The organism is Terribacillus aidingensis, assembly GCF_040703035.1.
Lineage (GTDB): Bacteria > Bacillota > Bacilli > Bacillales > Amphibacillaceae > Terribacillus.
Genome location: NZ_CP159996.1, coordinates 228,899 through 253,721, shown reverse-complemented (window position 1 = coordinate 253,721; position 24,823 = coordinate 228,899). Strand labels below are relative to the sequence as shown.

At 44.9% G+C, this 24,823-nt stretch carries 26 protein-coding genes; 10 read left to right on the top strand and 16 right to left on the bottom strand.

Annotation, left to right across the window (positions count from 1 at the left end):
• Nucleotides 1-5: 5 nt before the first annotated feature.
• A complete protein-coding gene (locus ABXS78_RS01425; RefSeq protein WP_366248608.1) occupies nt 6-365 on the top strand; it encodes a helix-turn-helix domain-containing protein in 360 nt (119 codons plus the stop codon).
• A 35-nt stretch (nt 366-400) separates the two neighbouring features.
• Here ABXS78_RS01425 and ptsG read toward each other — a convergent pair whose 3' ends face one another.
• The 3 genes from ptsG to ABXS78_RS01410 all read right to left on the bottom strand — a co-directional run bounded on the left by ptsG (nt 401) and on the right by ABXS78_RS01410 (nt 4,115).
• Nucleotides 401-2,485 (bottom strand): glucose-specific PTS transporter subunit IIBC, encoded by a 2,085-nt coding sequence (gene ptsG, locus ABXS78_RS01420; protein WP_366248607.1) that lies wholly within the window; start codon nt 2,483-2,485, stop codon nt 401-403.
• Between the two features lie 167 nt (nt 2,486-2,652).
• On the bottom strand, nt 2,653-3,495 hold the full coding sequence (locus tag ABXS78_RS01415; protein ID WP_366248605.1) for a PRD domain-containing protein: 843 nt from the start codon (nt 3,493-3,495) through the stop codon (nt 2,653-2,655).
• Nucleotides 3,496-3,620: 125 nt separating this feature from the next.
• Nucleotides 3,621-4,115 (bottom strand): hypothetical protein, encoded by a 495-nt coding sequence (locus ABXS78_RS01410; protein WP_366248604.1) that lies wholly within the window; start codon nt 4,113-4,115, stop codon nt 3,621-3,623.
• Between the two features lie 164 nt (nt 4,116-4,279).
• Between ABXS78_RS01410 and ABXS78_RS01405 the strand changes: the two genes are divergently transcribed.
• Complete coding sequence (locus ABXS78_RS01405) at nt 4,280-5,389, top strand: NADH-dependent flavin oxidoreductase (RefSeq protein ID WP_366248603.1); 1,110 nt, start codon at nt 4,280-4,282, stop codon at nt 5,387-5,389.
• 60 nt (nt 5,390-5,449) lie between these two features.
• Nucleotides 5,450-5,800, top strand: a complete 351-nt coding sequence (locus ABXS78_RS01400; protein WP_095223889.1) for a hypothetical protein — start codon at nt 5,450-5,452, stop codon at nt 5,798-5,800.
• A 33-nt stretch (nt 5,801-5,833) separates the two neighbouring features.
• Here ABXS78_RS01400 and ABXS78_RS01395 read toward each other — a convergent pair whose 3' ends face one another.
• From ABXS78_RS01395 to ABXS78_RS01385, 3 genes are all read right to left on the bottom strand, one after another.
• Nucleotides 5,834-7,009: an aminotransferase gene (locus ABXS78_RS01395; RefSeq protein WP_366248602.1), complete on the bottom strand. Its 1,176-nt coding sequence runs from the start codon at nt 7,007-7,009 to the stop codon at nt 5,834-5,836.
• Entirely contained in the window at nt 7,006-7,503 is a 498-nt protein-coding gene (locus tag ABXS78_RS01390; RefSeq protein WP_366248601.1) for an Lrp/AsnC family transcriptional regulator, read from the bottom strand. The genes ABXS78_RS01395 and ABXS78_RS01390 overlap by 4 nt, the downstream gene beginning before the upstream one ends.
• A gap of 90 nt (nt 7,504-7,593) precedes the next feature.
• The gene (locus tag ABXS78_RS01385) at nt 7,594-8,949 is read right to left on the bottom strand and encodes a TrkH family potassium uptake protein (protein WP_366248600.1); all 1,356 of its coding nucleotides are present in this window, start codon (nt 8,947-8,949) and stop codon (nt 7,594-7,596) included.
• A 128-nt stretch (nt 8,950-9,077) separates the two neighbouring features.
• Here ABXS78_RS01385 and ABXS78_RS01380 point away from each other — a divergent pair, with 128 nt between their 5' ends.
• Complete coding sequence (locus ABXS78_RS01380) at nt 9,078-10,187, top strand: FAD-binding oxidoreductase (protein WP_366248599.1); 1,110 nt, start codon at nt 9,078-9,080, stop codon at nt 10,185-10,187.
• Nucleotides 10,188-10,199: 12 nt separating this feature from the next.
• Here ABXS78_RS01380 and ABXS78_RS01375 read toward each other — a convergent pair whose 3' ends face one another.
• Entirely contained in the window at nt 10,200-10,670 is a 471-nt protein-coding gene (locus ABXS78_RS01375; protein ID WP_366248598.1) for a GNAT family protein, read from the bottom strand.
• Nucleotides 10,671-10,766: 96 nt separating this feature from the next.
• Here ABXS78_RS01375 and ABXS78_RS01370 point away from each other — a divergent pair, with 96 nt between their 5' ends.
• From ABXS78_RS01370 to ABXS78_RS01360, 3 genes are all read left to right on the top strand, one after another.
• The gene (locus tag ABXS78_RS01370; protein ID WP_095223883.1) at nt 10,767-11,633 is read left to right on the top strand and encodes a LysR family transcriptional regulator; all 867 of its coding nucleotides are present in this window, start codon (nt 10,767-10,769) and stop codon (nt 11,631-11,633) included.
• 121 nt (nt 11,634-11,754) lie between these two features.
• Nucleotides 11,755-12,135 (top strand): CidA/LrgA family protein, encoded by a 381-nt coding sequence (locus ABXS78_RS01365; RefSeq protein ID WP_038557742.1) that lies wholly within the window; start codon nt 11,755-11,757, stop codon nt 12,133-12,135.
• Nucleotides 12,132-12,836 carry an LrgB family protein gene (locus tag ABXS78_RS01360; protein WP_366248597.1) on the top strand — a complete coding sequence of 235 codons (705 nt, stop codon included), beginning with the start codon at nt 12,132-12,134 and terminating at the stop codon, nt 12,834-12,836. Before ABXS78_RS01365 ends, ABXS78_RS01360 begins: the two co-directional genes overlap by 4 nt.
• Before the next feature lie 36 nt (nt 12,837-12,872).
• Here ABXS78_RS01360 and ABXS78_RS01355 read toward each other — a convergent pair whose 3' ends face one another.
• Nucleotides 12,873-13,277 carry a disulfide oxidoreductase gene (locus ABXS78_RS01355; RefSeq protein WP_366248596.1) on the bottom strand — a complete coding sequence of 135 codons (405 nt, stop codon included), beginning with the start codon at nt 13,275-13,277 and terminating at the stop codon, nt 12,873-12,875.
• A complete protein-coding gene (locus ABXS78_RS01350; protein ID WP_366248595.1) occupies nt 13,277-13,966 on the bottom strand; it encodes a DsbA family protein in 690 nt (229 codons plus the stop codon). Before ABXS78_RS01350 ends, ABXS78_RS01355 begins: the two co-directional genes overlap by 1 nt.
• Before the next feature lie 240 nt (nt 13,967-14,206).
• Between ABXS78_RS01350 and ABXS78_RS01345 the strand changes: the two genes are divergently transcribed.
• The gene (locus tag ABXS78_RS01345; protein ID WP_366248594.1) at nt 14,207-16,093 is read left to right on the top strand and encodes an FUSC family protein; all 1,887 of its coding nucleotides are present in this window, start codon (nt 14,207-14,209) and stop codon (nt 16,091-16,093) included.
• Between the two features lie 93 nt (nt 16,094-16,186).
• Nucleotides 16,187-17,644, top strand: a complete 1,458-nt coding sequence (locus tag ABXS78_RS01340; RefSeq protein ID WP_366248593.1) for an NAD(P)H-binding protein — start codon at nt 16,187-16,189, stop codon at nt 17,642-17,644.
• Nucleotides 17,645-17,724: 80 nt separating this feature from the next.
• Here the strand turns inward: ABXS78_RS01340 and ABXS78_RS01335 are convergent, their stop codons facing one another.
• From ABXS78_RS01335 to ABXS78_RS01320, 4 genes are all read right to left on the bottom strand, one after another.
• Nucleotides 17,725-18,222: a DinB family protein gene (locus ABXS78_RS01335; RefSeq protein ID WP_366248592.1), complete on the bottom strand. Its 498-nt coding sequence runs from the start codon at nt 18,220-18,222 to the stop codon at nt 17,725-17,727.
• Between the two features lie 80 nt (nt 18,223-18,302).
• Nucleotides 18,303-19,220, bottom strand: coding sequence for a YafY family protein (locus ABXS78_RS01330; RefSeq protein ID WP_366248591.1), 918 nt, complete (start codon nt 19,218-19,220; stop codon nt 18,303-18,305).
• A 78-nt stretch (nt 19,221-19,298) separates the two neighbouring features.
• Nucleotides 19,299-19,802 (bottom strand): LURP-one-related family protein, encoded by a 504-nt coding sequence (locus tag ABXS78_RS01325; protein ID WP_366248590.1) that lies wholly within the window; start codon nt 19,800-19,802, stop codon nt 19,299-19,301.
• A gap of 64 nt (nt 19,803-19,866) precedes the next feature.
• Nucleotides 19,867-21,141, bottom strand: coding sequence for an MFS transporter (locus tag ABXS78_RS01320; RefSeq protein WP_366248589.1), 1,275 nt, complete (start codon nt 21,139-21,141; stop codon nt 19,867-19,869).
• Nucleotides 21,142-21,242: 101 nt separating this feature from the next.
• Here ABXS78_RS01320 and ABXS78_RS01315 point away from each other — a divergent pair, with 101 nt between their 5' ends.
• Nucleotides 21,243-22,970 (top strand): ABC transporter substrate-binding protein, encoded by a 1,728-nt coding sequence (locus tag ABXS78_RS01315; protein WP_366248588.1) that lies wholly within the window; start codon nt 21,243-21,245, stop codon nt 22,968-22,970.
• Nucleotides 22,971-23,043: 73 nt separating this feature from the next.
• Here the strand turns inward: ABXS78_RS01315 and ABXS78_RS01310 are convergent, their stop codons facing one another.
• From ABXS78_RS01310 to ABXS78_RS01300, 3 genes are read right to left on the bottom strand one after another with little or no spacing between them, the layout of a single operon-like run.
• The gene (locus tag ABXS78_RS01310; protein WP_366248587.1) at nt 23,044-24,180 is read right to left on the bottom strand and encodes a zinc-dependent alcohol dehydrogenase; all 1,137 of its coding nucleotides are present in this window, start codon (nt 24,178-24,180) and stop codon (nt 23,044-23,046) included.
• Nucleotides 24,177-24,560 (bottom strand): spore coat protein, encoded by a 384-nt coding sequence (locus ABXS78_RS01305; protein ID WP_366248586.1) that lies wholly within the window; start codon nt 24,558-24,560, stop codon nt 24,177-24,179. Before ABXS78_RS01305 ends, ABXS78_RS01310 begins: the two co-directional genes overlap by 4 nt.
• Complete coding sequence (locus tag ABXS78_RS01300) at nt 24,553-24,783, bottom strand: spore coat protein (protein ID WP_366248585.1); 231 nt, start codon at nt 24,781-24,783, stop codon at nt 24,553-24,555. Before ABXS78_RS01300 ends, ABXS78_RS01305 begins: the two co-directional genes overlap by 8 nt.
• Between the last annotated feature and the right edge of the window lie 40 nt (nt 24,784-24,823).

Sequence of the window (24,823 nt, the reverse complement as noted above, 5' to 3'; positions counted from 1 at the left end):
AGAAAATGCAAAAGAAATATAATATTAGTGTAGAAGCAACACTTGAGGTAATAGGCGGGAAGTGGAAAACCGTCATTCTCTGCCATCTGACACACGGAAAGAAACGGACAAGCGAATTGAAGCGGCTTATGCCGAATATCTCCCAGAAAATGCTCACGCAGCAGCTTCGCGAATTGGAAGCAGACGGGATCATTAACAGGATTCAATACCATGAGCTTCCGCCGCGTGTCGAATACGAACTGAGCGAGTATGGCTGGAGTTTGCAAGAGATACTGGATTCCTTGTGCAGCTGGGGTGAATCTCATATCGTCAAGGTATACGGAAATAAAGAGGACTATCTGGAAAAGACATATTTGAACGAATGAAAACAGCTATAGCATTATCGCTATAGCTGTCTTTTCTAAAACATTTCGATTTTAACTCTGTTTTTCTGGTTCGCTTTTACTTTCTTTCCTGCTTGGAAGACGACTTTCTCAGCAGGTACCAGATTCGTAAACACAACCGGGGTCAGCAAAGACGGGACGTGTGGTTCTATATTTGCAAGGTCAGCTTCCACTAGTTTCTGACCCGCTACGACTCTGTCTCCCTCTTTCACAAAAACCTCGAATCCTTCCCCCTTCAAATTCACCGTTTCCAATCCAATATGAATCAGCACCTCACGACCATTGTCTGCCTCTAAACCAATGGCGTGCTTTGTAGGAAATATGTTGATGACTTTTCCGTTAATCGGAGAAACAACAGTTCCATTGACAGGTTCGATCGCAAAGCCATCTCCCATTAGTTTTTCAGAGAAGACTAGATCCGGTACATCCTCCAAATAACGCAGTGTTCCAGACATCGGTATGACGAATGGGTCATTTTGAAGCAGGTTGGATTGTATATCCTCGACCTGTAAAACGACTTCCGCTACAGGTGCAGCTTCAATTTTCGGGCTTGATGTCTTGCCCATTATGATATCCTGTATCTGCTCTTTCAGCCCTTCCGATTTCGGCCCAAATATGGCTTGCATGTTGTTCCCGACTTCCAGCACACCCGCTGCCCCTAATTTCTTCAGTTCAGTTTTATCAACTTTGTTCTTATCATTCACTGTGACTCGAAGACGTGTTAAACATGCGTCCAAGTATTTGATATTTTCTTTATTACCCATCGCTTCCAGCACGTGATACGCCAATCCTCCAGCCCGAGAGTTTCTTGTATTTGTTTCTTCTTTCACTTCTCTTTCACGACCTGGCGTCATGAGATTGAATTTACGAATTGCGAATCGGAATACGAAATAATAGATTACCGCAAAAGCTAATCCTACTGGAATAACCAGCCACCAATCCGTCCGGTTTGGCAGGATTCCGTACAAGAAGAAATCAATGAATCCACCGGAGAATGTCATTCCGACTTTAATATCCAGCATGTACATCGTCATATAGGAAAGTCCAGCAAATACACAGTGTACAGCGTATAACAATGGCGCAACGAACAAGAAAGAGAAATCAAGCGGTTCTGTGATTCCTGTCAAGAAGGAAGTCAGTGCCGCTGAACCCATCAACCCAGCAACAACTTTCTTTCTTTCAGGGCTTGCTTCGTGATAAATAGCCAAGGCTGCCGCCGGCAAACCGAACATCATGAACGGATATCTGCCAGTCATGAATGTACCTGCTGTCAGCTCTGCCCCGTCTCTGATTTGCGCCATGAAAATACGCTGATCACCGCGGATCAGTTCTCCCGCCGCATTCGTGTAGCTGAAGAATTCATACCAGAATGGTGAATAAAAAATGTGATGCAGGCCGAAAGGAATCAACGCCCGCTCAATGACACCGAAAATGAAAGCCGTCAGCGTCATATTGGATGATAACAAGCCGCTCGAGAAGCTATTCAATGCATGTTGGATTGGCGGCCAGACAACAAGCATCAACAGACCAAGCGCCAATGCAGCAAGAGATGTCACAATTGGAACAAAACGCTTTCCAGCGAAGAATCCCAGATACTGCGGCAACTCAATTTTATAGAATCTATTGAACATAATGGCTGCCAGCACACCGACAATGATCCCGCCGAATACTCCTGTGGCGAGTGTCGGGATTCCGAGCATCGTCGTGTAAGCTGGATTATTCCCTGCAAAGAATTCTGCTTGTTCAACAGCATCTTCCGGGATGCTGCCATTAGCGATGAGCACCGCACTCATCGTCGCGTTCATGATCAGATAACCGATGATGGCTGCAATACCTGCCACACCATCTCCATTCGCTAGTCCAATGGCAACACCTACCGCAAATAGTAACGGCAAGTTATCAAATACGATATAGCCGGCACTTTGCATGACAGAAGCAATGAGCTGCACCCAAGCACTGTTCAAAAAGCCGATATTCCCCATCAGATCCGGGTTCTGTAATGCATCCCCCAATGCCAGCAAGATACCGGCAGCAGGTAGTATTGCGACAGGCAGCATAAGCGCCCGGCCGATTTTCTGCAGGACACCAAAAGCATTTTTCATCTACTGTACACTCCAATTCCTTTACATCCTGATATCGTTTACACAAAATATCAATAAAAAAGACATGAGCGATAAAGAAAATCACACAAAAAGAAATGAATTCTTCTTGCGCATCCTTTTATCCTCATGCCTGATCAGTTCAGTTACACGCATAAATGCCATGCACATTATAATTTATTGGTCAAACGGTACAGATGCAAAGTGAGATAGACTGCCTCTGCTTCTTGTACAGGACGTTTTAACGTTTGCTGTAATATTTTGACTAGCTTCCAAGCAGTATTATAGCACAGTGGATATTCAGTTTTCAATAGGTTCATGATCTTATCAGGCTCTCGAACTTCCTCACCCCGTTTTATCCGGTCGATTGCAAAACGGAAATGACGGACAAGCCTTATATAATCAATACTTTCCCGATCGACTGTTATAGCTAAACTTGCCTCGATCACCTGGAACATCTGCGCAATCAGCCTTGTATATTGACTTAGTTCTCCTACAGGCTGATTGATACAAGCACTGTGAATATGCAGCGTAATAAAACCGATTTCACCTTCCGGCAGCTGGATGCCGAGCCGTTCATTTAAAAGTGATACAGCCTCACTAGCTACGCTATATTCCTTCGGATAGATGAATTTCGTTTCCACTGCAAAAGGATTTTTGATATCCAAGCCTTGCTCCAGTCGTTTCATTGCAAAGGCTAAGTGATCGGTCAGCCCGATGTGAATATGCTCATTTAATTGCTGCTCCATCCGCTCTGCGATTAGATAAATGACATCATTCATAACCGCAACCAGTTCTTCGTCGATATGATCCAGCATCTGCTTGTAGCTGTTCTGCTCCTTTTCATCTTGAAGCACAAACAGTTTTTCAAATTCGCCTTCCTCCAGCTTACTGCCTGATTTCTTCCCAAAACCGACGCCTTTACCGATCAGGACGACTTCTTTTGAATCCTCATTTTCGGCTATCAGTACATTATTATTGAGTATTTTTTGGACAGAAAAGGATTTCCCCATAGACAATCTCCTTTTTTATTCATAACGCCATTGTAATAGATAATTAGTCCTTTGTGTAACTTTTTTGAATCCGCTTTCTTTCCTATATAGAAAAAGTGTATAGCTATTTTCTGCTATACACTTCTTTATACGGGCTCTGGTATCGAAGTATGCAATAATAAATCCGCGAAATTACGCGTTAGCGGTAAGGCATCATCCAAGCTGCAGGAAGTACCATAAGCATAAAGGAATGGGCTATGCTTTTTTTTCCTGATTGCAACACGGCAGCTGGCTTCTTTGTATTTCTCCCGCACATCCATGCACGCAAGCAGCTGGTCGAATGTCAGGATTGCGATTTCTCCGCCGAGAAGGTCTTTCTTACTGCAAATCAGGACAAACAGCTGATGCCGTTCTTCTTCAGACCATTGCAGCAGACGTTCCCGTTCCTCATCCGAGAAGCGGAAATTCCACGTATTAGTCGAACTTGTCGCGTACTTCGAGTACACTTTCATCCGATTCGAACCTGTTTCCAGCTGGTATACGCGCCTTTCCTTACTTTCCTCGATCAGCGCAGGTACAATCTGCATGGATACTAGCTTGGAAAGGAAGGCACCATAATAATAATCATATTTGTTCAACATACCATCGTTGCTCCTGTCTTTGTTGTTTCAACAGTATAGCATGGCCATAGATTTTTTTGCAGATGGCTGTTACAAAAAATAACTCGCTTACGAATGAGCATTTTGTTTGCTACCTTTTTCACAACTCTCTAGAATATAGTCCATACAAAGGAGGAATGATTCCCATGAATGAAAAATACGCTTCTCTTTTCGAGAGTTTAACTTTACCAAATGGCGTTACGTTGAAAAACCGCTTCGTACTCGCTCCGATGACACATTACTCTTCCAATCCTGATGGTACGATTTCTGATCAGGAACTTCCATATATCGCACAGCGTTCCAAGGATATCGGCTTGGTCATCACTGCTGCATCCAATGTTTCTGATAGCGGGAAGGCATTCCCTGGACAGCCTTCCGTGGCTCGTGATACAGACATCCCTGGCTTGAAGAAACAGGCTGACACAATCAAGGCTGAAGGAGCAAAAGCGATCATCCAGATACACCACGGCGGGCGCGAAGCAGTTGCTGATCTTGTACCTAATGGAGATATCGTTGCTCCAAGCGCTGTTGAAAAAGAAGGAGCGGCTACTCCGCGCGCATTGGAAACAGCAGAGGTTCAGCAAATCGTAGACGATTTTGGTGAAGCTGCTCGCCGCGCTATCGAAGCAGGCTTCGATGGTGTCGAAATCCATGGTGCAAACGGCTATATCATTCAGCAGTTTTATTCTCCATTCTCCAATCGTCGTGATGATGAATGGGGCGAGCGTTTGCGCTTCCCATTAGCTGTCATCGATAAAGTGAAAGAAACTGTAGAAAAACACGGTTCCAAAGACTTTATCATAGGATATCGTTTCTCCCCGGAGGAACCGGAAACACCTGGATTGACGATGAAAGAAACGTTCGAGTTAATTGATGCACTTGCAGAAAAACCATTGGATTACCTGCATGTATCCTTGATGGACTTCCATTCTACAGCACGACGCGGTGCAGATACGAATGCAAAACGTATCGATTTGATCAAAGAACGAATCAATGACAGACTACCATTGATCGGTGTTGGATCCTTATACTCCGCTGAAGATGTAGCCGCAGCGAAAGCAACAGGTGTCCAATTGGTTGCTATGGGACGTGAATTGCTAATCGATCCTGAGTTCGTTACAAAGCTCAAAGAAGGACGCGAAGACGAAATCATCCGTTTGATCGACCCTGCCCGCGAAGATCATCATGGCATTCCAGATCCGCTTTGGAATATCATCCTGCAAACAAAAGGCTGGGTTCCGACAAAAGCAGAGTAATAGCGAAGCGCATCCTATTATGCTTTAATGGAATAAAAGCGTTCGAAGGAGAGAACCCACATGGCAAAAATATCAGCATTAGTACTAAAACCAGAAAGAGACTTTGCAGCAAAGTCCGTACCATCAGACCCACAAGGCATTCAGAAGTTTGTCGGCGGTTCACCTATCATGACACGATTGGTTGACGGTATTGTTGTCGTCAGCAATGAAAGTGCTACGGAAAATGATCCGTTGAACTTTACTATTTTCCAGCGTCACAATGACCATGTTCATGAACTCGGCAAATTATATGGTGATGCTGTATTCGCAGCAGAATCCGATAAAGGATTGACTAGTCTCGACAAGGACCAAAAACAAGTTGTTAAAGATTGGTTCCAGTTTGGCCGCGACAGACTTCTATTGAACGAATAAACGAAAAGACCCTCTCATACGAGAGGGTCTTTTTTATGCTTGCTGCTTTTCAACAAAACGCTTGATCCGTTTCATTGCTTCTGTCAGCTGCTTCATCGAAGTAGCATAAGAACAGCGAATATAGCCTTCTCCGCTTTCCCCGAATACACTTCCAGGTACGACGGCAACCTTTTCTTCAATCAGCAATGCTTCTGCAAAGGCTTCGGAACTCATTCCGGTTTCTTTGATGGATGGGAAGATATAGAAAGCTCCGCCTGGTCGGTTCGTCATCAAGCCCATTTCTTCGAAAGCTGATGTAACAAAGTTCCTCCGCTGACGATAGCTTTTTCTCATATGCTCTACACTGGCTGCTCCGCTGCGCAGCGCTTCAACTGCACCGTACTGGGCCATCGTCGGCGCACACATGATTGTATACTGATGAATCTTTGTCATTGCCTGGATCAGTTCAGCAGGTCCCGCGGCATAACCAAGACGCCAGCCTGTCATTGCAAACGATTTGGAAAATCCCGAAATAAGAATCGTGCGATCCTGCATATTCGGTAAGCTGGAGAAGCTCACGTAATCAGCTTCATAGCTCAGCTCTGCATATATTTCATCGGAAAGGACGAGCAAGTCATGTGCTTCTATAAGCTCTGCAATCGGCAGCAGCTCCTCACGATTCAGCATCGTGCCCGTTGGGTTATTCGGATTACATAGGATGATTGCCTTTGTTTTTGGCGTAACGGCACTCTCTAATTCCTCTGGCTGCAGCTTGAAGCCATTCTCCGCTTTCGTCCCGACAGAGACTGGTACGCCCCCTGCCAATGAAACAGCCGAAGCATAAGCAACAAAACACGGCTCGACAATGATAACCTCATCACCCGGGTTAAGGATAGCACGCAGCGCAATATCGATTGCCTGACTGGCCCCTACCGTCACGATCACTTGATCTGCCGGACGATAACTCACAGAGTATGTCGTTTTGAGATAATCAGAAATCAGTTCACGCAGCTCCATCAGTCCAGCATTCGCTGTGTAGGCTGTATACCCTTGCTCGAGTGAATGGTAGCTTGCTTCGATCACATTCCAGGGCGTGACGAAATCTGGCTCACCAACCCCTAAGGAAATAACATTATCCATTGTCGAAGCTAAGTCGAAGAAACGCCGGATGCCGGATGGTTTCAAAGCATCGACATGCTCCGCAATGAAGCGGCTTGTATCCAGACTCATGGACTCACCGGCATTCTGCGATCATTATTGTCATCCTCACCGAAGATGATGCCATCATGTTTATACTTTTTCAGGATGAAGTGCGTAGTCGTCGAAATAACTGTATCCAATGTGGATAGCTTTTCCGATACAAAGCGGGCCACCTGTGACATCGTCTTTCCTTCCACTGATACAGACAAATCGTATGCGCCTGACATCAAATAGACAGCTTTCACTTCAGGGAAGCGATAAATACGTTCTGCTACATCATCGAACCCTTTGCCTCGAACAGGCGTTACCTTTACATCAATCATAGCGGTCACACCTTCATAGCCCCGCACTTCCGTCCAATCGATCAGCGTTGAATAACCATGAACAATCTGCATTTCCTCGAATTTTCGGATAGCAGCTTCTACTTCCTCAACGGACAGCTCAACCATCCGCGCTATCATATGTACATCCATTCTGCCGTTTTTCTCTAATAGCTCTAATATTTCTATTTCTTTCTTATCCAAGTTTGTCACTCCTCTAATACCTTAATAATGTAGTTCTATTTTATCTGAAAACAAAGAATTGAGAAACCGAAAACGGATACACCACCGATATCAGCCGATAATGATTCGTTCTTCCGGATTTCGCACAGCAGTCTTCTTAATTTGGAAAGCTAATGCGAACGCTATTGTAATCGGCCCAACACGGCCCATGAACATGAGGAGGGTAAGAAGCATCTTCCCCGGTTCGGAAAGCTCCGGCGTCAATCCCAGTGTCATCCCAACCGTCCCGAAAGCAGAAAGTACTTCGAACGCAATATAATTGAGTGCAGCACCTTTCTCCGTAATAGCAAGCAAAAACACGAATAGCGATACAAGGAGGACAGAATATGTCGTGATCGAAAATGCCCGGAAAACTAAATCTCCTGGTATCCGTCTATTTCTGATATTCACTTCCTGCTTTCCTTTGATCAGTGCCCATACTGCAAAAAGCAATATGGCAAATGTGGTGACTTTAATGCCCCCTGCCGTTCCTCCAGTTCCGCCGCCGATAAACATAAGCGCCATAGTTACCAGCTGTGATCCTAATGTCAGATCAGCTGTATTCAGCGAGTTGAAACCAGCAGTCCTCGGAACTACACCCTGGAAATAAGAAGCTAATAGTTTTTCATTCCATGGCATACTTCCGATAGTGGCTGGATTACCATACTCCAATAAATAGATTAATATTGTCCCGATAGCGACAAGTATAGCAGACATCCATAAAACAACTTTTGTATGGAGCATCAGTCGTTTCCCTTTTTTCTTCTGTAAGATATCAGCTACGACGATGAAGCCAATTCCACCTAACATCAGAAGACTTGTCAACGTAAGATTGACTATCGGATCACCAACATAAGCAGTCACGCTGCTGAAATCCCCCATAATATCAAATCCGGCATTATTGAATGCAGATATTGAATGAAAGAGTCCGTAATAAAAAGATTTCGGATAGCCAAACTCATTCCCCCAGTGAATCCCGAGGATAATAGTTCCAATCACCTCACAAATAACAGTGAATAAAAGAACAAACCGCACCATCCGAACAATACCCTCGTACGAATTCTGGTTGAGTGATTCTTTGACTAAATGCCGCTCCTCAAAGCTTATATTGCGGCGAAGCAGCAATGCGATGAATACTGCGAGTGTCATAAATCCTAATCCGCCTATCTGGATAAGACACAACAGTACAATTTGGCCAAATAAAGTAAAGGTGGTCTGTGTATCGACCACTACCAGCCCTGTCACACATACAGCTGAAGTTGCCTCGAACAGCGCATCAATAAAAGAAAGATGGTGTCGATCCGCTGTCGCCATCGGAAGCATCAGAAGAAACGTACCCAATGCGATTAACATAAGAAATCCCAGCGCAAAAAATTGCGGCGGATTGATTTTTATACGATGAAACAGTTTTCTACTTCTAGTCGCCATGTCTATTAAGTCCTTTAATAGTTTTGTTTTACATCTCACTTATACTATATATCATTCGATTATAATACTGAAAAAAGGGTGAATATGCTATGGTATATTGTAGCTAAATGAAGAAAAGGATGTTCGACATGCATATAGCAATTATTGGAGCAGGAATAGCAGGATCCGTTACCGCTTATAAGCTCGCCAAGGCCGGCATGCAAGTTACGGTGATTGATCGCTTTGACCAAGGACAAGCGACAGACGCTGCAGCAGGTATCGTATGTCCGTGGCTCTCCCAGCGGCGCAACAAAGATTGGTATGAGCTGGCAAAAGGGGGAGCCCGCTATTATCCGGAGATTATTGAAGAACTCCGGCTTGATGGTGAAGAAGAAACTGGCTATGCCCGCGTAGGTGCCTTAAGTTTGCATCAGGATCCCAAGAAACTAGAAGCCATGCAAAAGCGGGCAGAAAAACGAAGAGACGACGCTCCGGAAATGGGAGCCATCACCATGTTGGGAGAAGAGGATGTGCGCCAGCTTTTCCCATTACTAGCCCCCGGGTTTGGTGCAGTGCACGTCAGCGGAGCCGCTCGTGTCGATGGTCGGGCTTTACGTAATAGTTTGCATCGGGCAGCTAAGAAATATAACGCTCGTTTTGTTTCAGCCGAAGCTCACCTATCGTTGACAGCTGGACAAATTGTCGTCACGGCCGGCAATGAAGAATGGATACCTGATCAAGTTGTCGTCACAGCCGGAGCTTGGGCCAAAGAGCTTTTGAAACCGTTAGGCTATTCACTGCAAGTCAGCTTCCAAAAAGCCCAAATCTGTCATTTACAGCTGGATGCTGCCCAAACAGAGACTTGGCCTGTTATTATACCGCCTAATGATCAATATCTGCTCGCATTCCCAGACGGCAGAATGGTAGTAGGAGCCACTCACGAGAATGATACAGAGATGAATACGAAAATCACGGCCGGCGGAGTACATGAAGTACTGAGTAAGGCTATGCAGCTTGCCCCTGAATTAGCAGGAGCTGTACTGGCTGAGACTCGGGTTGGATTCCGGCCATTTACCCCTGGTTTTCTCCCGGTATTCGGCTGTCTGCCAAAGCATAAAAATCTTTATGTAATGAATGGGTTAGGTGCGTCAGGCCTTACAATGGGGCCGTTTGTTGCCTCTCAGCTCACCAAGCTGATATTAGGGCAAGAAACCGATATCGATATTTCTGTTTACAATCCAGAAGGCGCGTTAGAATAAATAAAGCCCATGTCAGCATGGGCTCTTTGTCATGATTAGGAACAGCAAGCCATCGGACTCGCGGTTAAAACGATTTACCTCTCGGAAACCAGCCTTTTCGTAAAGGTGGACAGCTCGTTCATTGAAAGCTGCTACTGTTAGCCGGTATTGGTCCTGCTCGATATTTGTCTTGATCCAATTGAGTATTTCAGTGAAGAACTGCGAGCCTCTTCCGTGTCCGGTCTTTTCAGGTGCCATGCCTACTCCTATATCCAAATAGGTCTGGTCACTATAGTCACCGCCAAGCACTCGAGCATCATCTCCAACACAGAAATATCCAAGCAGAATCCCGTCTTCGTAGACTCCATAATAATCACCTACCATGAGCATCATGACCGCACCTTCCGTATAGGTGAGGTTATAGAGATCATAAGGCGGGGAATAGCGCCAATGCAAAACTGCATACGCATCATCTGCTGTTAACGATTTTATCTCATATCCCATTAAAAGGACTCCTTCTATCAGTTGTTGCTTGTATTATAGCATTTTCCTTCTATAGAGAAATGGGTATACTTGAACTTAAGAAAGGACGGTATCGTTATGGAATTGCGGCAGCTACGCTATCTGATCGAAATTGTGAAACAGAAGAGACTGACAAAAGCAGCAGAAAGCTTGCATGTATCTCAGCCTGCTCTCAGTAAAACAATCAAGAGTCTGGAAGAAGAACTCGGAATCACCTTATTCAAACGTACGAACAAATCCACTACCTTGACCGATGCCGGCAAAGTAGTACATACCTATGGTCAGCAAGTACTTGCCCAATTGGACGAAATGCAAACGACACTCCAAGATCTTACTGATCTGAAGCAAGGAGCTGTCACGATCGGAATTCCGCCGATTATAGGCAGTCTCTTCTTTCCAAAGGTAATGGCTCGCTTCCACCAGACCTATCCGAATGTCACGATCAATATTACCGAATATGGGGCTGCCCGTGTCGTAAAGGCAGTAGACGAAGGAGAATTTGAGCTTGGCGTTGCTGTTCTGCCCCTTGATGAAACGGAGTTCAACTATTATCCGATTGTAGAGGAAGAGATGAAGCTGATGGTGCATCGCGACCATCCACTCGCTGATAGGGAATTAGTTGAGCTGAAGGAATTAAAGGATGAAGACTTCATTTTCTATAATGAGGAATTTGCATTGCACGATATTATGCGGAAACGCTGCATCGAGGAAGGCTTCGAACCACATATCCTCTTCAAAAGCGCGCAATGGGATTTCATCAGTGAAATGGTCGCAGCCAACTTAGGAGTCAGCCTGCTTCCTGAATCCATTTGTAACCGAACCTATAATGCTGATATCCGCATTATCGATTTAACGCCTTCCATTCCGTGGAACCTGGCAATCATCACAAAAAAGGACAAGTATATTTCCTATGCCGGAAGGCGTTTCATTGAGTTTTTCCTTTAAGTCAATATAACTTAAAGTTATAGACAATATAATATATATGTATTTTACGAATACGTGAGACCGCAGTATGATGGAGTTATCAATAAAAGTTATGGATAACTTTCTGTTAGGAGGAAGATTTATGGTACGAAAAACGATTACCATGCTTTCTCAGCTAGCGATCATTCACGTATTTTATTTTGCCGGTGTCGGCTTAGCACATATATTATCTCTTCCGGTACCAGGCTCTATCGTAGGTCTGGTCTTGTTATTACTAAGCTTATTTGCAGGCATCGTCAAACTGGAATGGATCGAGAAAGCAGGGGGCTGGCTGTTGGCTGAACTTCTGCTTTTCTTTGTCCCATCAGCTGTTGGTATCCTGAATTATAAGGAGATATTAAACTGGCAAGGTCTGGAGACTGTGCTGCTGATCCTTATCAGCACCTTCATCGTGATGGCCGCTACTGGATTCACTGCTGAGAAGCTGTATAGAAGAAAAAGAAAAGGAGGACACACACAATGACTACCGCACTTATCATCTTAATAGGCACCATTGTTACCTACGTCATCTACCGCGCCTCAAAAGTTGTGTACAAGAAATGGCCAGTGCCATTCTTCCATCCGCTGCTGCTGTGTCCTTTGATTCTTATCGGCATTATCCAGATGGCACATTTAGAGCCAAGTGAATACGCCTTATCTTCAAGTTTATGGACACATATGCTCGGCCCAGCCACAGTTGCTTTTGCTATACCAATTTACAAACATGCTCCTCTGTTACGTAAGAATATCATGATCATTCTAACAAGCATTGCAGCCGGTACATTGGTAGCAATTGGTTCTTCCTTGCTTTTGAGTCTTGTTATGCGCTTCAATGGCGATTTACTGATCAGTATCCTGCCACGGTCCATTACAACACCAATTGCGATTGAAGTATCAAAAACGATTGGCGGCCTTCCGACTTTGACGACCGTCTTTGTTATTGTGACTGGCGTTACAGGCGGTATCATCGGCCCTTATGTTATTCGGCTAATGGCATTAAAATCGCCTGTTGCACGTGGTTTGGCGCTTGGAATGGGAGCCCATGGAGTGGGCACTAACAAAGCAATGGAATATGGTGAACAAGAGGGTACGTTCTCGACTATCGGCATGATCATGGCTGCCGGTATGACATTGATTTGGGGAGGCCTGCTTATTCCTTCCTTATTGAACATCACCATCCTATGAAAAAAAGCATTTGCCGAAAATGGCAAATGCTTTTTCTTATGCATGTTTTCTGCGAAGGATGAACATGCAAACTGTGATAATCACGAAAGCTGTGAATGCCAGCAGCGGAATCGTTATGAACCCGAGCCAGTTGATATAATGACCTGAGCACGGTACACCGCTGGAGCAGAGACTCGCTCCTTCTAAAGCAGGCACTTTCTGATGCAGGTAATGATAGCCTGAAATTAGTATTCCGAGAATACTAAGCGGCAGCACATACTTATAGATTCGAACATCATTTTTATAAAATGCAATACCTAGTATGATAGCCAGCGGATACATGAGGATACGCTGGTACCAGCATAGTGTACATGGCACGAATTTCATGATTTCACTGAAATAGAGACTGCCCAGCATTGCAATGACTGCCGTTATCCAGGCAAATAACAGGCTCTTATTCATTAGTTCGCCTCCTGCGTTTCCTCATCTACCATGTCGATCAAATCGTTCATATCTTGACCTTCGAATAGTTTTCCATTGACGAAGATAGTAGGTGTACCTTGCACACCAAGTTCATTTGCAAGTTCTGTATCTGTTGAAACAGCATCATCGGTTCCCTTGTTGTACACTTGCAGCACTTCTTCCGCTTCTTCATCGCTGACTACTTCACGAAGCTTGTCCATCAGGAAATCATCCGTGAAGCTTGTGTTCAAATCCTCTGCGAAGAGAACATCGTGGAATTTCCAGAATCCATCATCTCCAAGCACTTGGTAAACTGCTTCACTGAATTGTGCGCCCTTCTTTGAGTCAGCATTAATGATCGGCATATTCATGAAATAGAAGCTAGCCTTACCAGTATCAATCAATTCCTGATCGATTACAGGGAAATTATTATGATGGAACTCTTGGCAGTGGATACATTTGTAATCGCCAAATTCAACTATTTTAACCGGGGCATTTTCATCGCCGAGGAAAGGCTGACTGCTGTAGTCGATGTCCTGCGCCTCATCACTGGAAGACCCTGTATAATTATTAATGAGAACCAGTGCCACTACTAAAAGGACAATCGCCAAGATAACCCAAACAATGACCTTGGATGCTTTAGAAGCAGCTCCTGATGTATTGCCTGCGGATTTCTTCTTTTTTGCCATCTCACTATCGCTCCTTTATTACAGAAATAAGATGATAGATTTCTTCTATCACATAACATCATAACATTAAAAAGTAAAAATGGATGCCTTGCAACAAATTTGATTACAGGTATTTTTATGCGAAATTCTTTCACAAAGTACTTCACCCGTTTGAATTAGTTTGTGAATTGCATTACAATATAATAGTTCTGATTATGACCTTTTTTTATGGGTATCATGGAAAGAAAAGAAGGGATTTACTTGAAGGATTATCATTTACCACAGGCGCCTGCACGGCTTAGTCTGCGAGATGCATTACGTGTCAGATCTGCTGCCTATCCTTGGAACCGGGCAATAGGATCAGGTCTTGCCACCTGCCTGCCGATATTGATCGGTTTATTACTGGGGGACATCATCCATGGATTTTCAGCCGCGCTTGGCGCTTTCACATTCTTATATATAGGAGCAGAAACGTTTAAACAACGAGCAAAAAAACTAGCTGCCGTGGCTATATGCCTTGCTGCCGCTATGGTGCTTGGAAGTTTGCTTGCTCCGTATACAATTGTACTCTCTATAGTCGCAGGTATTATCGGCTTAATAGCCTTTTATGTCCTGAACACCTTGCAGCTTCTCATTCCAGGTCCAATGTTCTTCGTCCTGATATTCTGTATGGCTACAGGGCTGCCACTAGACCCAAATAGCGCGTGGGAACGAGGATTTTACGTCCTGCTTGGCGGAGCACTATCCTGGCTTCTAGCCATGGCAAGCTGGCTCTGGACGAAAAAGAACCACGATGAACAAGTTCTTAACAAGTCCTACAGACAGCTTATGGCAATGCTGCAATCCGCTGGAACACCAGCTTTCTATCAGATGCAGCATCTTACTGTCCTGACGTTAAGACAAGCCGATCGTATCATCTATGCATCCAAAAGGCAGCCATCTACACTGCGTTTACATGAGCTGGCAGCAGATATTTTCTATACATTGACACAGCTCAATAATGAAAACCTTAGCTCAGATGTGCGAATCTCACTTGAGAAGCAGCTGACCGCGGTGATTGATGCACTCGAAGACGCAAAAGGCAACTGGCCTGCATATACAAAGTCGGAACAGACAGTAGTCCACAATCTCCAGCTTGAATTGGAACAGGCATATGATCTTGCTTCACAAGCAACTGCAGAGGAATCAATCCAGGTTGAGAAAGAATCCGCGTGGACTGTTCTTCGTAATGGTATTTCACGTAAGAACATCACTGTTCGGCACGCTTTATTCTACGGACTGTTTATTATGATTGCATCGCTGCTGGCACATAGCCTGGGATTCAACCGACCTTATTGGGTGCCAGTAGCCTGTGCAGCTGTACTTATTGGCGCAAATACGACGCTCACTATTCATCGGGCAATCCAGCGCTCTCTCGGCACCATTGTCGGTACCGTAATAGGCGGATTGATTTTATCACTGGAACCATCAGGCTTTTATCTGATTCTTATTGTCGGTCTGCTGCAGCTTTGTGTGGAACTGGTGATTGTCCGAAACTACGTTTTTGCTAATATGTTCATTGCGCCTCTCGTTCTTGTATTGGTAGAAACAATGAATCCAGGCAATACTGTCAGCTATTTTGTGACAGCGAGGGTTGTCGATACAATTGTCGGAAGCTTGATTGCCATAATCGCTGTTTTGCTTTTATGGCGTGGTATCCATACCCGCTTCCTCCCGATCATATTAAAAGAAACAATTGTCCATATGCAGGAGCTCCTTCGTGCAGTTCATTCAGGAGATCAGGAAAAGAGACATACAAAGAAACTGATGAACAGTTTGATTGAATTACGCGCTGCATATGATCGAAGTCTTGGCGATTTCTCGGCTTCCCAGCAGCAGGCAGAGGTGTTATGGCCAGCCATCATGCACGCCCAGCACGCAGGCTATTTGCTCATGTCCCTCCGCAAGAACAAAGATAAGTTAACGGAAACTCAATATGATGCAATTCAAAACCAGCTTGGCAGCATTATGACCAGTCTTACAACACGGCAGCCAGTATCCTTTGAAAGGTATGATGAGCTCGATTTACAGCGGGAGCTCAACCAGCTGCAGTCTGCTCTTATCCAGCTTTATAACACAAATGATGCAGCCAAGCTTGCACCGAATTGACCTTCTCTGACTACAGAGAAGGTTTTTTTGTTACAGGTACGAGAAAGAAGGGTACGATTAAACACAAGAACCAGAAGACAGGAGCGGTATATCATGCAAACCGAACAGAAAAAACGCCCCGTCGTCGCTTTGACAGGAGCGAGCGGCTACATAGGCAGTCATTTATTGGATAAATTGAAAGAGCGTTTTGACGTCATCGCCCTATCACGGAGCGGTGACAAGCGGGAGAACACTGAACAGGTAACATGGCGGTCATGCGATTTATTTTCCCAGATCGATACCGAAAAGGGTCTTCAAGGAGCAGATATCGCCGTCTACCTTGTCCACTCGATGAGCCCATCCGCCAAGCTCACACAGGCGAGATTTGAGGATATGGATGTCATTTTGGCCGATAACTTTGCCCAAGCAGCCAAGAAAAACGGCGTGAAGCAAATCGTTTATTTAAGCGGAATCATACCGCAGGAGGAAAAACTGTCCCGTCATCTTCGCAGCCGATTGGAAGTAGAAAAAATTCTTGGATCTTACGGCGTACCTGTGACGACAGTCCGAGCTGGATTAATCGTCGGTCCGAAAGGCTCTTCTTTTCCGATTGCTGAAAAATTGGTCAAACGGCTTCCCGTCATGGTGCTTCCAAACTGGACAAGAACTGAGACACACCCAATCGCCCTTGCCGATGTACTGACTGCCTTACAAAAAAGCGTCGGCAACAAAGATGTTGCAAATAAAGCGATCGATGTTGGCGGACCTGAGGTTATGACTTACAAGGAAATGCTGGAACACATCTCCCGCGTAATGGGCAAGAAATTCCTAAGCATACATGTGCCATTTCCAACTATCAAACTGTCTCGTCTTTGGGTAAAACTTATCAGCGGTATGCCCAAGGAAACTGTCTACCCACTGATTGAAAGTCTAACGCACCCTATGGTTGCGCAACCTTCACACTACGTGGAAGGCATCAGTAATGGTCAAATTCCTTTTGATGAAGCTGCCAAGACTGCCATGGATGAAGAGCAGAAAAGTAAAGATTCCAAGCATAGTAAAAAGCTGACGCTCCCTTCCCCACCGCCTCGCCAGGACGTGCGCTCTGTACAACGCATGCCGCTACCTTCTGGCAGAGATGCAGGATGGGCAGCGAAGCATTACATGAGCTGGGTATCCGAGTCCCTGCGACCTTTTGTTCGGACCGAGGTTGATGATCAGCTTAACTGCAAAATCTATCTGACATTTACCAAGCAGCCGCTGCTGATACTTTCTTACGCCAAAGAAAGAAGTACACCCCACCGCGCATTGTATTACATTACTGGCGGCTTGTTCGCGAATGTAAAAGAAAGCCAGCGGGGCCGCATTGAATTTCGTCAAATACCAGGAAAGCAGGAGATGGTCGTGGCCATACACGAATACTTACCTTCCTTGCCTTGGTTCGTCTATAAATATACTCAGGCACCTATCCATATGCTAGTTATGTTCTTGTATCGGAAGCATCTCGAGCGTCTGGTCCGCCATAAGAAGCAGTCCGGTTTACAAATACCACAGCTTGCGACAAAGCATTGAAAAAAGGCAGCACATTATGTGCTGCCTTTTTTGAAAGTTCTACACTAAAAAGCTGCTTACACCGTGTATCAGCATAAAATTTACTGATACCAAAAGAGTGAATAATCGTTCATAGTAGAGGCGTGGCCCAACTGGCGCAGCATTGCAGAGACATTGCCCCGGTGATAGGTACCATGATTGACTACATGCAGTACAATTTCTGATAACCGAGTTTCTCTAGTTCCAGCATATGGATTCTCGAGCAGAATAGTTCGCTCCAAGTCTTCCTGGTCTCTTAACCATTCTTTGTAATGTTCCGCTGACTGCGCGAAGTCGTTTGCAAATTGATCTGCAGAATGCAGAAGATTCTCCTTTTCAAGTGGCATACACATTTCCAGAGCTTCCTGCATTCGAGCACCATTTAAAACCCTATACCAGACACTTTCCACTGCATAGATATGACTGAAAGCTTGGGCAATAGTAGGAAACGCGGTGTTCACTTCCTCGCGCAGCACATTGGCTGGAAGCTCCTTGATCCGGTTTAGGATGGTTTGATTGGCCCAAGAATGGTAGTTAAACATTTGTTCGGGATGATTCATTCGTATCTTCTCCTTTTAATATAGATAGATTAAGGTTGTAACGGATCTCATTATAAAAAAAGAAGTATGACAGCAGTCTGTCATACTTCTTCATAAAGTTTAATTGTGTTTTTCAGTTTCTCTTTTAAAATGACTCGAAGGGCGTGCGGCTGGACGACTTCGACTCCGCTGCTGAAACTCAGCAGAATTGACCATAACCATCGTGCTTTTAACGGCTCATAAACCGGGATTCTCATCGTCATGCTACCATCATCATGAAATTGCTTATCAACCTGGTGAAACTGATCCAACGCTTCCGCCAATGACTCCTGTCTAACCTTTATTACCACATCAGACACCTTATTTCCCCATTCGTTGTCAGAAGTATAATCTTCTTTCAGAATCTCGTCATGTGGCTGAAACGAATCCTGCGTCAAAGACAGCTTCAGCATCCTGGACAATCGGAACTCCCTATAATCCTTCCGTTTTCGGCAAAATCCATTAAGGTACCAATTGCTATACTTATAATGAAGCTGCAATGGTTCCACATCACGGGTGGTACGTTCATTTTGTGCATTTATATAATCAAAGGAAATAACTTTTCGCTCCGTGATGCCAGAACGCAATTGACGAAGTGCTTCCGGCGCCGTCCGATAGCTTTCAAAGTCCACCGAAAGATTCTGATTTTGATTGTCCTTCCCAATTGTTTGAAGGCGCTCAATGGTGCTCTGTACACGTTCATCTTCAAACACAGTGGCTAGGCTGCGGAGCACCGTAACCAGATAATCAACATCGTATGAACCGAGCAAGCTTCTGTCCATCTTGTATCCGTCCATAATGCCATAGCCACCCTTATTTCCCTGATACGATATAACCGGGATTCCTGCAGCACAAATCACATCGATATCCCGGTAAATAGTTCTTGGGGAAACTTGGAACTCTTCAGCGAGCACAGATGCAGACAGAACTTCGTGGTTCAACAGTTTGTAGATTATAGAAATCAAACGCTCCAATTTCATATGTCTTCCACCCTTTGTCCTGATTCGAACTCTTACACGTTTCTTTGAATATGGGATGGCACATCGTGCGTTACCCTCTTATTCCCCGCCTCCCCCATCAAAAGCGAAAGTACTATTATTATGCAAGACCATATCCATTACAATCATAACAGCAATATACGTAAGCAAATGGGATTCATCCTCTATTTGCATTTCATACGTATCGCCCCAGGTGAACCACTTCTTCGTTACATGCATCAATGGTCCATTTTCATCCGTCAGTGTGTACTGATGTGACCAAACGTCGCCATGCAGGCTCCAGTTTTGCGGCTTTAACGAGAAGTTAGCTTTGAAGAAGGTGAAATTCTTGGTCACTTCGGCAACTTTTTGTCCTTTCTCTTCGATGATATATCTTGGCTTCAAAAAGGCTAGCTGCTGCTTGATTTCAACAAGCGGCTTATCATCAAGATCGGTTATCGTAAGTCGATCCTGCAGTGAAAAGAGTTTGCTTTTGACACGGTACAGCTCCTGCTGTTCTGCATCGAATACCGAAAAGCTATCCTTAAAGCTGAATACTCTCTGTTTGATATAATAAGTCCCCATTGCCGTACCTCCGCAAATTCTTTATTCCCTTCATACGAAGATACGGAAGTTTTTGTTCCAATTTCTAAATAAGTTTGGTTTTTTCTTTTGGAGGGACACGCTTAACACTTGCATACCGCTGGCGCAGTGCCATTTCACAGAACAAGATGCCAAGCAGCGTAAAGACAATATAGCTAAATCCCATTCCGTACTTGCCGACAGATTCTCCCATGATGATGCCCGCGGCACCGATCAGCTTCCCGAATTGGAACACAAAGCCGTGAAAAGCCATGTACGTCCCGCGTTTCGTATCATCGACCATGTCAGCCAGCATGCTCTGCCTGGTTGGTACATACATCAATTCTCCTAAGGATAAGATCAGAACTGCTGCTGCCAAAAGAAATGGGCTGTTGCTGACAGCCATGATGGCAAATCCTGCGCCGAAAAGAATAAAGCCTGTATACATAACCAGACGCTCATTATGCCCTTTGATCAGCTTGGTGACCAATCCGGTGAATAGCACAATTATCAGTGTATTTTCCACAGTCAGGAGACTGACCAGCCGCAGTCCATCTACGGATAAACTGAAGCCGAAAATAGACATGCTCATCTCTGCGATGTCCTTCTCCATACGAACCGTCAAATAATTGCTTCGCTGGAATTCAAGCGATAGGATGGCGATGCCGCTAAGCACAAACAGCAAAAAGGCTCTATCTCTACCAACACTGCGATAACTCCGGAATAAAGATTTCAATCCAAGGTCTTTCTTTTCTCCAGCCGTTGTGCGGACCGTGTATGTTTCTTGGATGAACATAATTGTAATAGCCATGGTGATGATAGACATGACCACTAATCCGATAAGCAGCTGGAACATATAATCCTGGAAAAGCCAGCCACCGATCGTGAGACCGATCATCATAGCCAGATTATTTGCCCAATAGTTGATAGCGTACATATAAGCACGAGTTTCCTGTGTACTCACATCAATGAGCATCGCCTCTTGGGCTGGCATTATCATCCCGCTGGCAATACTGATCACCATTAGCATGGCAAAGGTTATGGAAGCGGAAGTGAAACTTGGTGTATTGGCCAAGACCATTCCGATGAATGCTGCTGCTTTTGCCGCTTCGCCAAGTACCATCATCCGCTTCCTTCCGATTCGATCGGCTAAGTGCCCGCCATAAAGACTTGCCAGGAATTGAATAATGACGTTGACCATCATGAGTATCCCTGCGATTGCCGCATTCATTTCTTGTACAAAATAGACCGCCATAAATGGGAAGATCATGCTTCCAATCATGCGGCTCATAAATGAAGTATAAATTCGTATTCTAATATTCGGATGCAGACTTCTGAACATTTCTGCTCCTCCTCTCTCTTTTTTCCATTATGTAGAAGTTGAAAAGAGGTAAAAAGTGTATAATTCCATTAAAGGTGTCACCTTTTAGGAGGGGAAACGACTTGGATATTAGCTACTACCTCATACGAGCCCATTTATACGAGAAAGAAAAGGACGGACAAGTATCATGTACGCTGCAGGAAATCGAAGCTATCTGGCAATGTACGAGAAGGCATGTCATCCGCAAACTGAAGAAGCTGGAGGAACTTGGGCACCTTCGCTATCAGCCTGGACGAGGCAGAGGCAAAAAGTCCATCCTTTCGTTTCCGAGCGATTTTCGGGAAGACGTAGAAAAGTATATGAAATTCTGCATTCAGGAAGATAAACCCACTATCCTCTTCCAGCTCCTGCTACTGCCGATTCCCCGTCACTGGTATGCCCATATGACGGAACTGGAGCAGCTTTTCGGCTACCAGCAGCAGGAAGGGCAGGATACGCTTCGTACCGTGTTCAATCGGCCGATTACAACGCTTGATCCATGCGCAAGCTCGATTACCTTCGAAAGCCATCTGATTGAGCAGATCAGCGACACCCTAGTAATCTACGATCAAGAAACAGACAGCATACACCCCCATCTGGCCCATCATTGGAAAACGAATGATGATAGCACCGAATGGATTTTTTATTTGCGAAAAGGTGTCCTTTTTCATCATTTACGAGAGATGGCTGCAGAGGATATAGCCTATACGATAGACCGCTTCAAACCAGATTCGCCATATTACTGGCTCGTTAGTGATATAGCGCAGACAGAAGTGATCGATCGTTATATCATCCGGTTCCAGCTAGCACAGCCTAATCCGTTTTTCCTTCGTTATATGGCGAGTGTAAGCATGGCAATCCTTCCAAGAGACGTGCCTTTCAATGAGTACGAATGGGTAGCAACCGGACCTTATCAATTGAAAGAAAGAACGGAGCAAAAACTTGTGCTAGAGGTTTTCCCTTCTTACTTCCAAATGCGTCCTTTCCTTGATAGAGTCGAAATGTGGCGTATCAAACCCGGTGAAAAGAAAGTCAATTACAGTTTGCCTGACCAACAGGGACCGACGCAGTCACACTATGAAGTTGAGCCAGGGTTCCGGTTCCTTGCCTTCAATTTTCATCGTGATTCTATCATCCAGGACAGATATTTCCGGGAAGCTATGTATCACTTAGTAGACACAGAGAGAATTTTCACCGAGTTAAACTTGGAGAATCTGTTTGGTAAATTGAAGCATGCAAGCAGCTTCTTCCTTGAGAAATCCGTTGCACCTATGAAAAGTGAACAAAAACTACTGGAAGCGCTGAAAAAAACAGCTTATCAGGGTGAGTCATTAAAGGTGGGTGTCCTGCGTCATAAGTCTGCTGGAATCCAAGCCGAATGGCTGTCGCAAGAAGCGGCTAAGTATGGCATAATCCTTGAACTATGCGAATATGAACTGGACAGTATTTATAACAAAAAAGAGATGCTTGCATTCGACATGGCCTTCATGGGGGAAGTTGCCAATATTGACCGCGAGCTTTCATTCATTGGGGCCTTTAAAAATGAAGCATTGTTATTCCGGACATACTTTAGCCCGGCTCACCTCCAAAAGATTGATACCTATTTGGAAGCTTTCAAAAACGGTAAAACAACGAAAGATAGATATAAAATCGCCGATAAAATTGAATCCTACCTTCATCAGGAACGACTCATCATCTTCCAGAATCATCCGATGAAAGAACGAACCCATACTGCTTTCCTGCAGGATTTTGAGCTGACCGGATTCGGCCACCCGAATTTCCGCAAGCTGTGGATTGATAAATTGGCATAAAGCTTTTCTTCTATTTGGCTTATCTCCTGTTGGGACGTTACAACTAAAAAAGGACTGCTAGGAAAGCAGTCCTTTATGGTTTCAATATGACCTTGATACAGCCATCAGTTTTCGTATCGAATTTTTCGTAGCCTTCTTTAGCTTGATCGAGCGGAAGGATATGTGTGATGATATCAGCCAAGTCGACCTTCCGATCCTGAAGCAATCCATGCAAATACGGCATGGTGTGGATGACGGGAGCTTGCCCGCTTTTGATTGTGACGTTCCGCTGGAATATATCACCGAAAGGAAACGCATTATAACGGCCGCCGTATGCTCCTGTCACTTGGATATTACCGCCTTTACGGACACATTGAGCTGCCATGACAAAGGCACCTAATGCTCCGCCCTGAAGCTTCAGCCCGCTGCCGATGAATTCCATTGGAGTCATTTTCCCATCCATGCCGACCGCGTCGATGACCACGTCAGCTCCGCCTTTTGTTATCTCCTTGAGGTATTCACCTGTATTCTCATGCTGCTCGAAATTTACTATCTCTACGTTATTGGTACGCTTCGCATGCTCCAGACGGTAATCAATGTAGTCAACAGCGATGACACGTTTTGCACCCTTCAGCCAGGCAAATTTCTGTGCAAGTAGCCCGACAGGACCACATCCGAATATGATAACTGTATCGCCAGGCTTTACGCCCCCATTATCGACTGACCAGAAAGCTGTCGACCCTGCATCTGCCAGCAAAATCAGCTGCTCATCCGCAACCTCGGAATTCTCCGGAATCTTGAAAGGCACAAAGTTACCATAAGGTACCCTCATGTATTCCGCTTGTCCGCCCGGGTAGCCGCCATTGTTATCTGAATAGCCGAAATAGGCACCTACTTGCCCGTTTTTATTGCTGTTGTCACATTGGCTTTCCAGATCATGCTGACAGAAGAAGCATTCTCCGCAGCTCACATTGAACGGAATGACTACGCGGTCGCCTTTTTTCACTTTTGTTACCTCGGGGCCGACTTCCTCGACGATTCCCATCGGTTCATGGCCGATGATATAATTCTCCGGCATATTCGGAATCATCCCATGTATCAAATGCAGATCAGAGCCGCAAATCGCTGTAGCAGTCAGCTTGACGATGATATCATCCGGTTTCTTGATCGATGGTGCCTTCACTTCTTTTACATGAACGTCTTTTATCCCTTGATACGTCACTGCCTTCATTGCTGATTCTCCTTCGATTCGGTATTGGTCGGCGTCGCAAACATACCGAGACGGTCGGTGTCATATTGGAATAAATCCATGCTGACCACATCGATTGCTGTATTGGCAGCTTTCCGATCGAATGGAAACTGTGATTTCGGGTCTGCTGGAAACAGCCAATTGTGCTGTGCCATCAAGGCAGAAATAGCACCCTGCATCTCAATTGCTTCATCCAAATGTCGAACCAGGGTTTGTCGCAGCTCTGGATTTACAGCTTCCGTTATTGCGATTGCATAGTTGTTCACCGCTGATTTTGCAGTAATAAGCATCTCTGTACAGATGGCCGAATCCATCAGGTCAGGCATTCCTTTGGCGTTTTCCGGGTCTAGGTAATCACGCATCTGCTTCACCTTCCTTTACGAGCTGAGACTTGCTGTACAACTCCTCGAGTTCCCGAATTTGGCGTACAGAGGTTTCCACATCTCTCTCCATCAGCTGCTTGATTTTCTGATCAAACACAACGCCTTGCAGGAACTTCGCCTTCATAACGGACGTTGTCTTGAAGTTCAGCAGCTCATGAACTTCCATCGTTTCATGCGGAGCCAGTTGTTGATTATCATTCATCGTCCTTCCTCCTTATCTTGTTTCAGCTTGTCCCCGACAT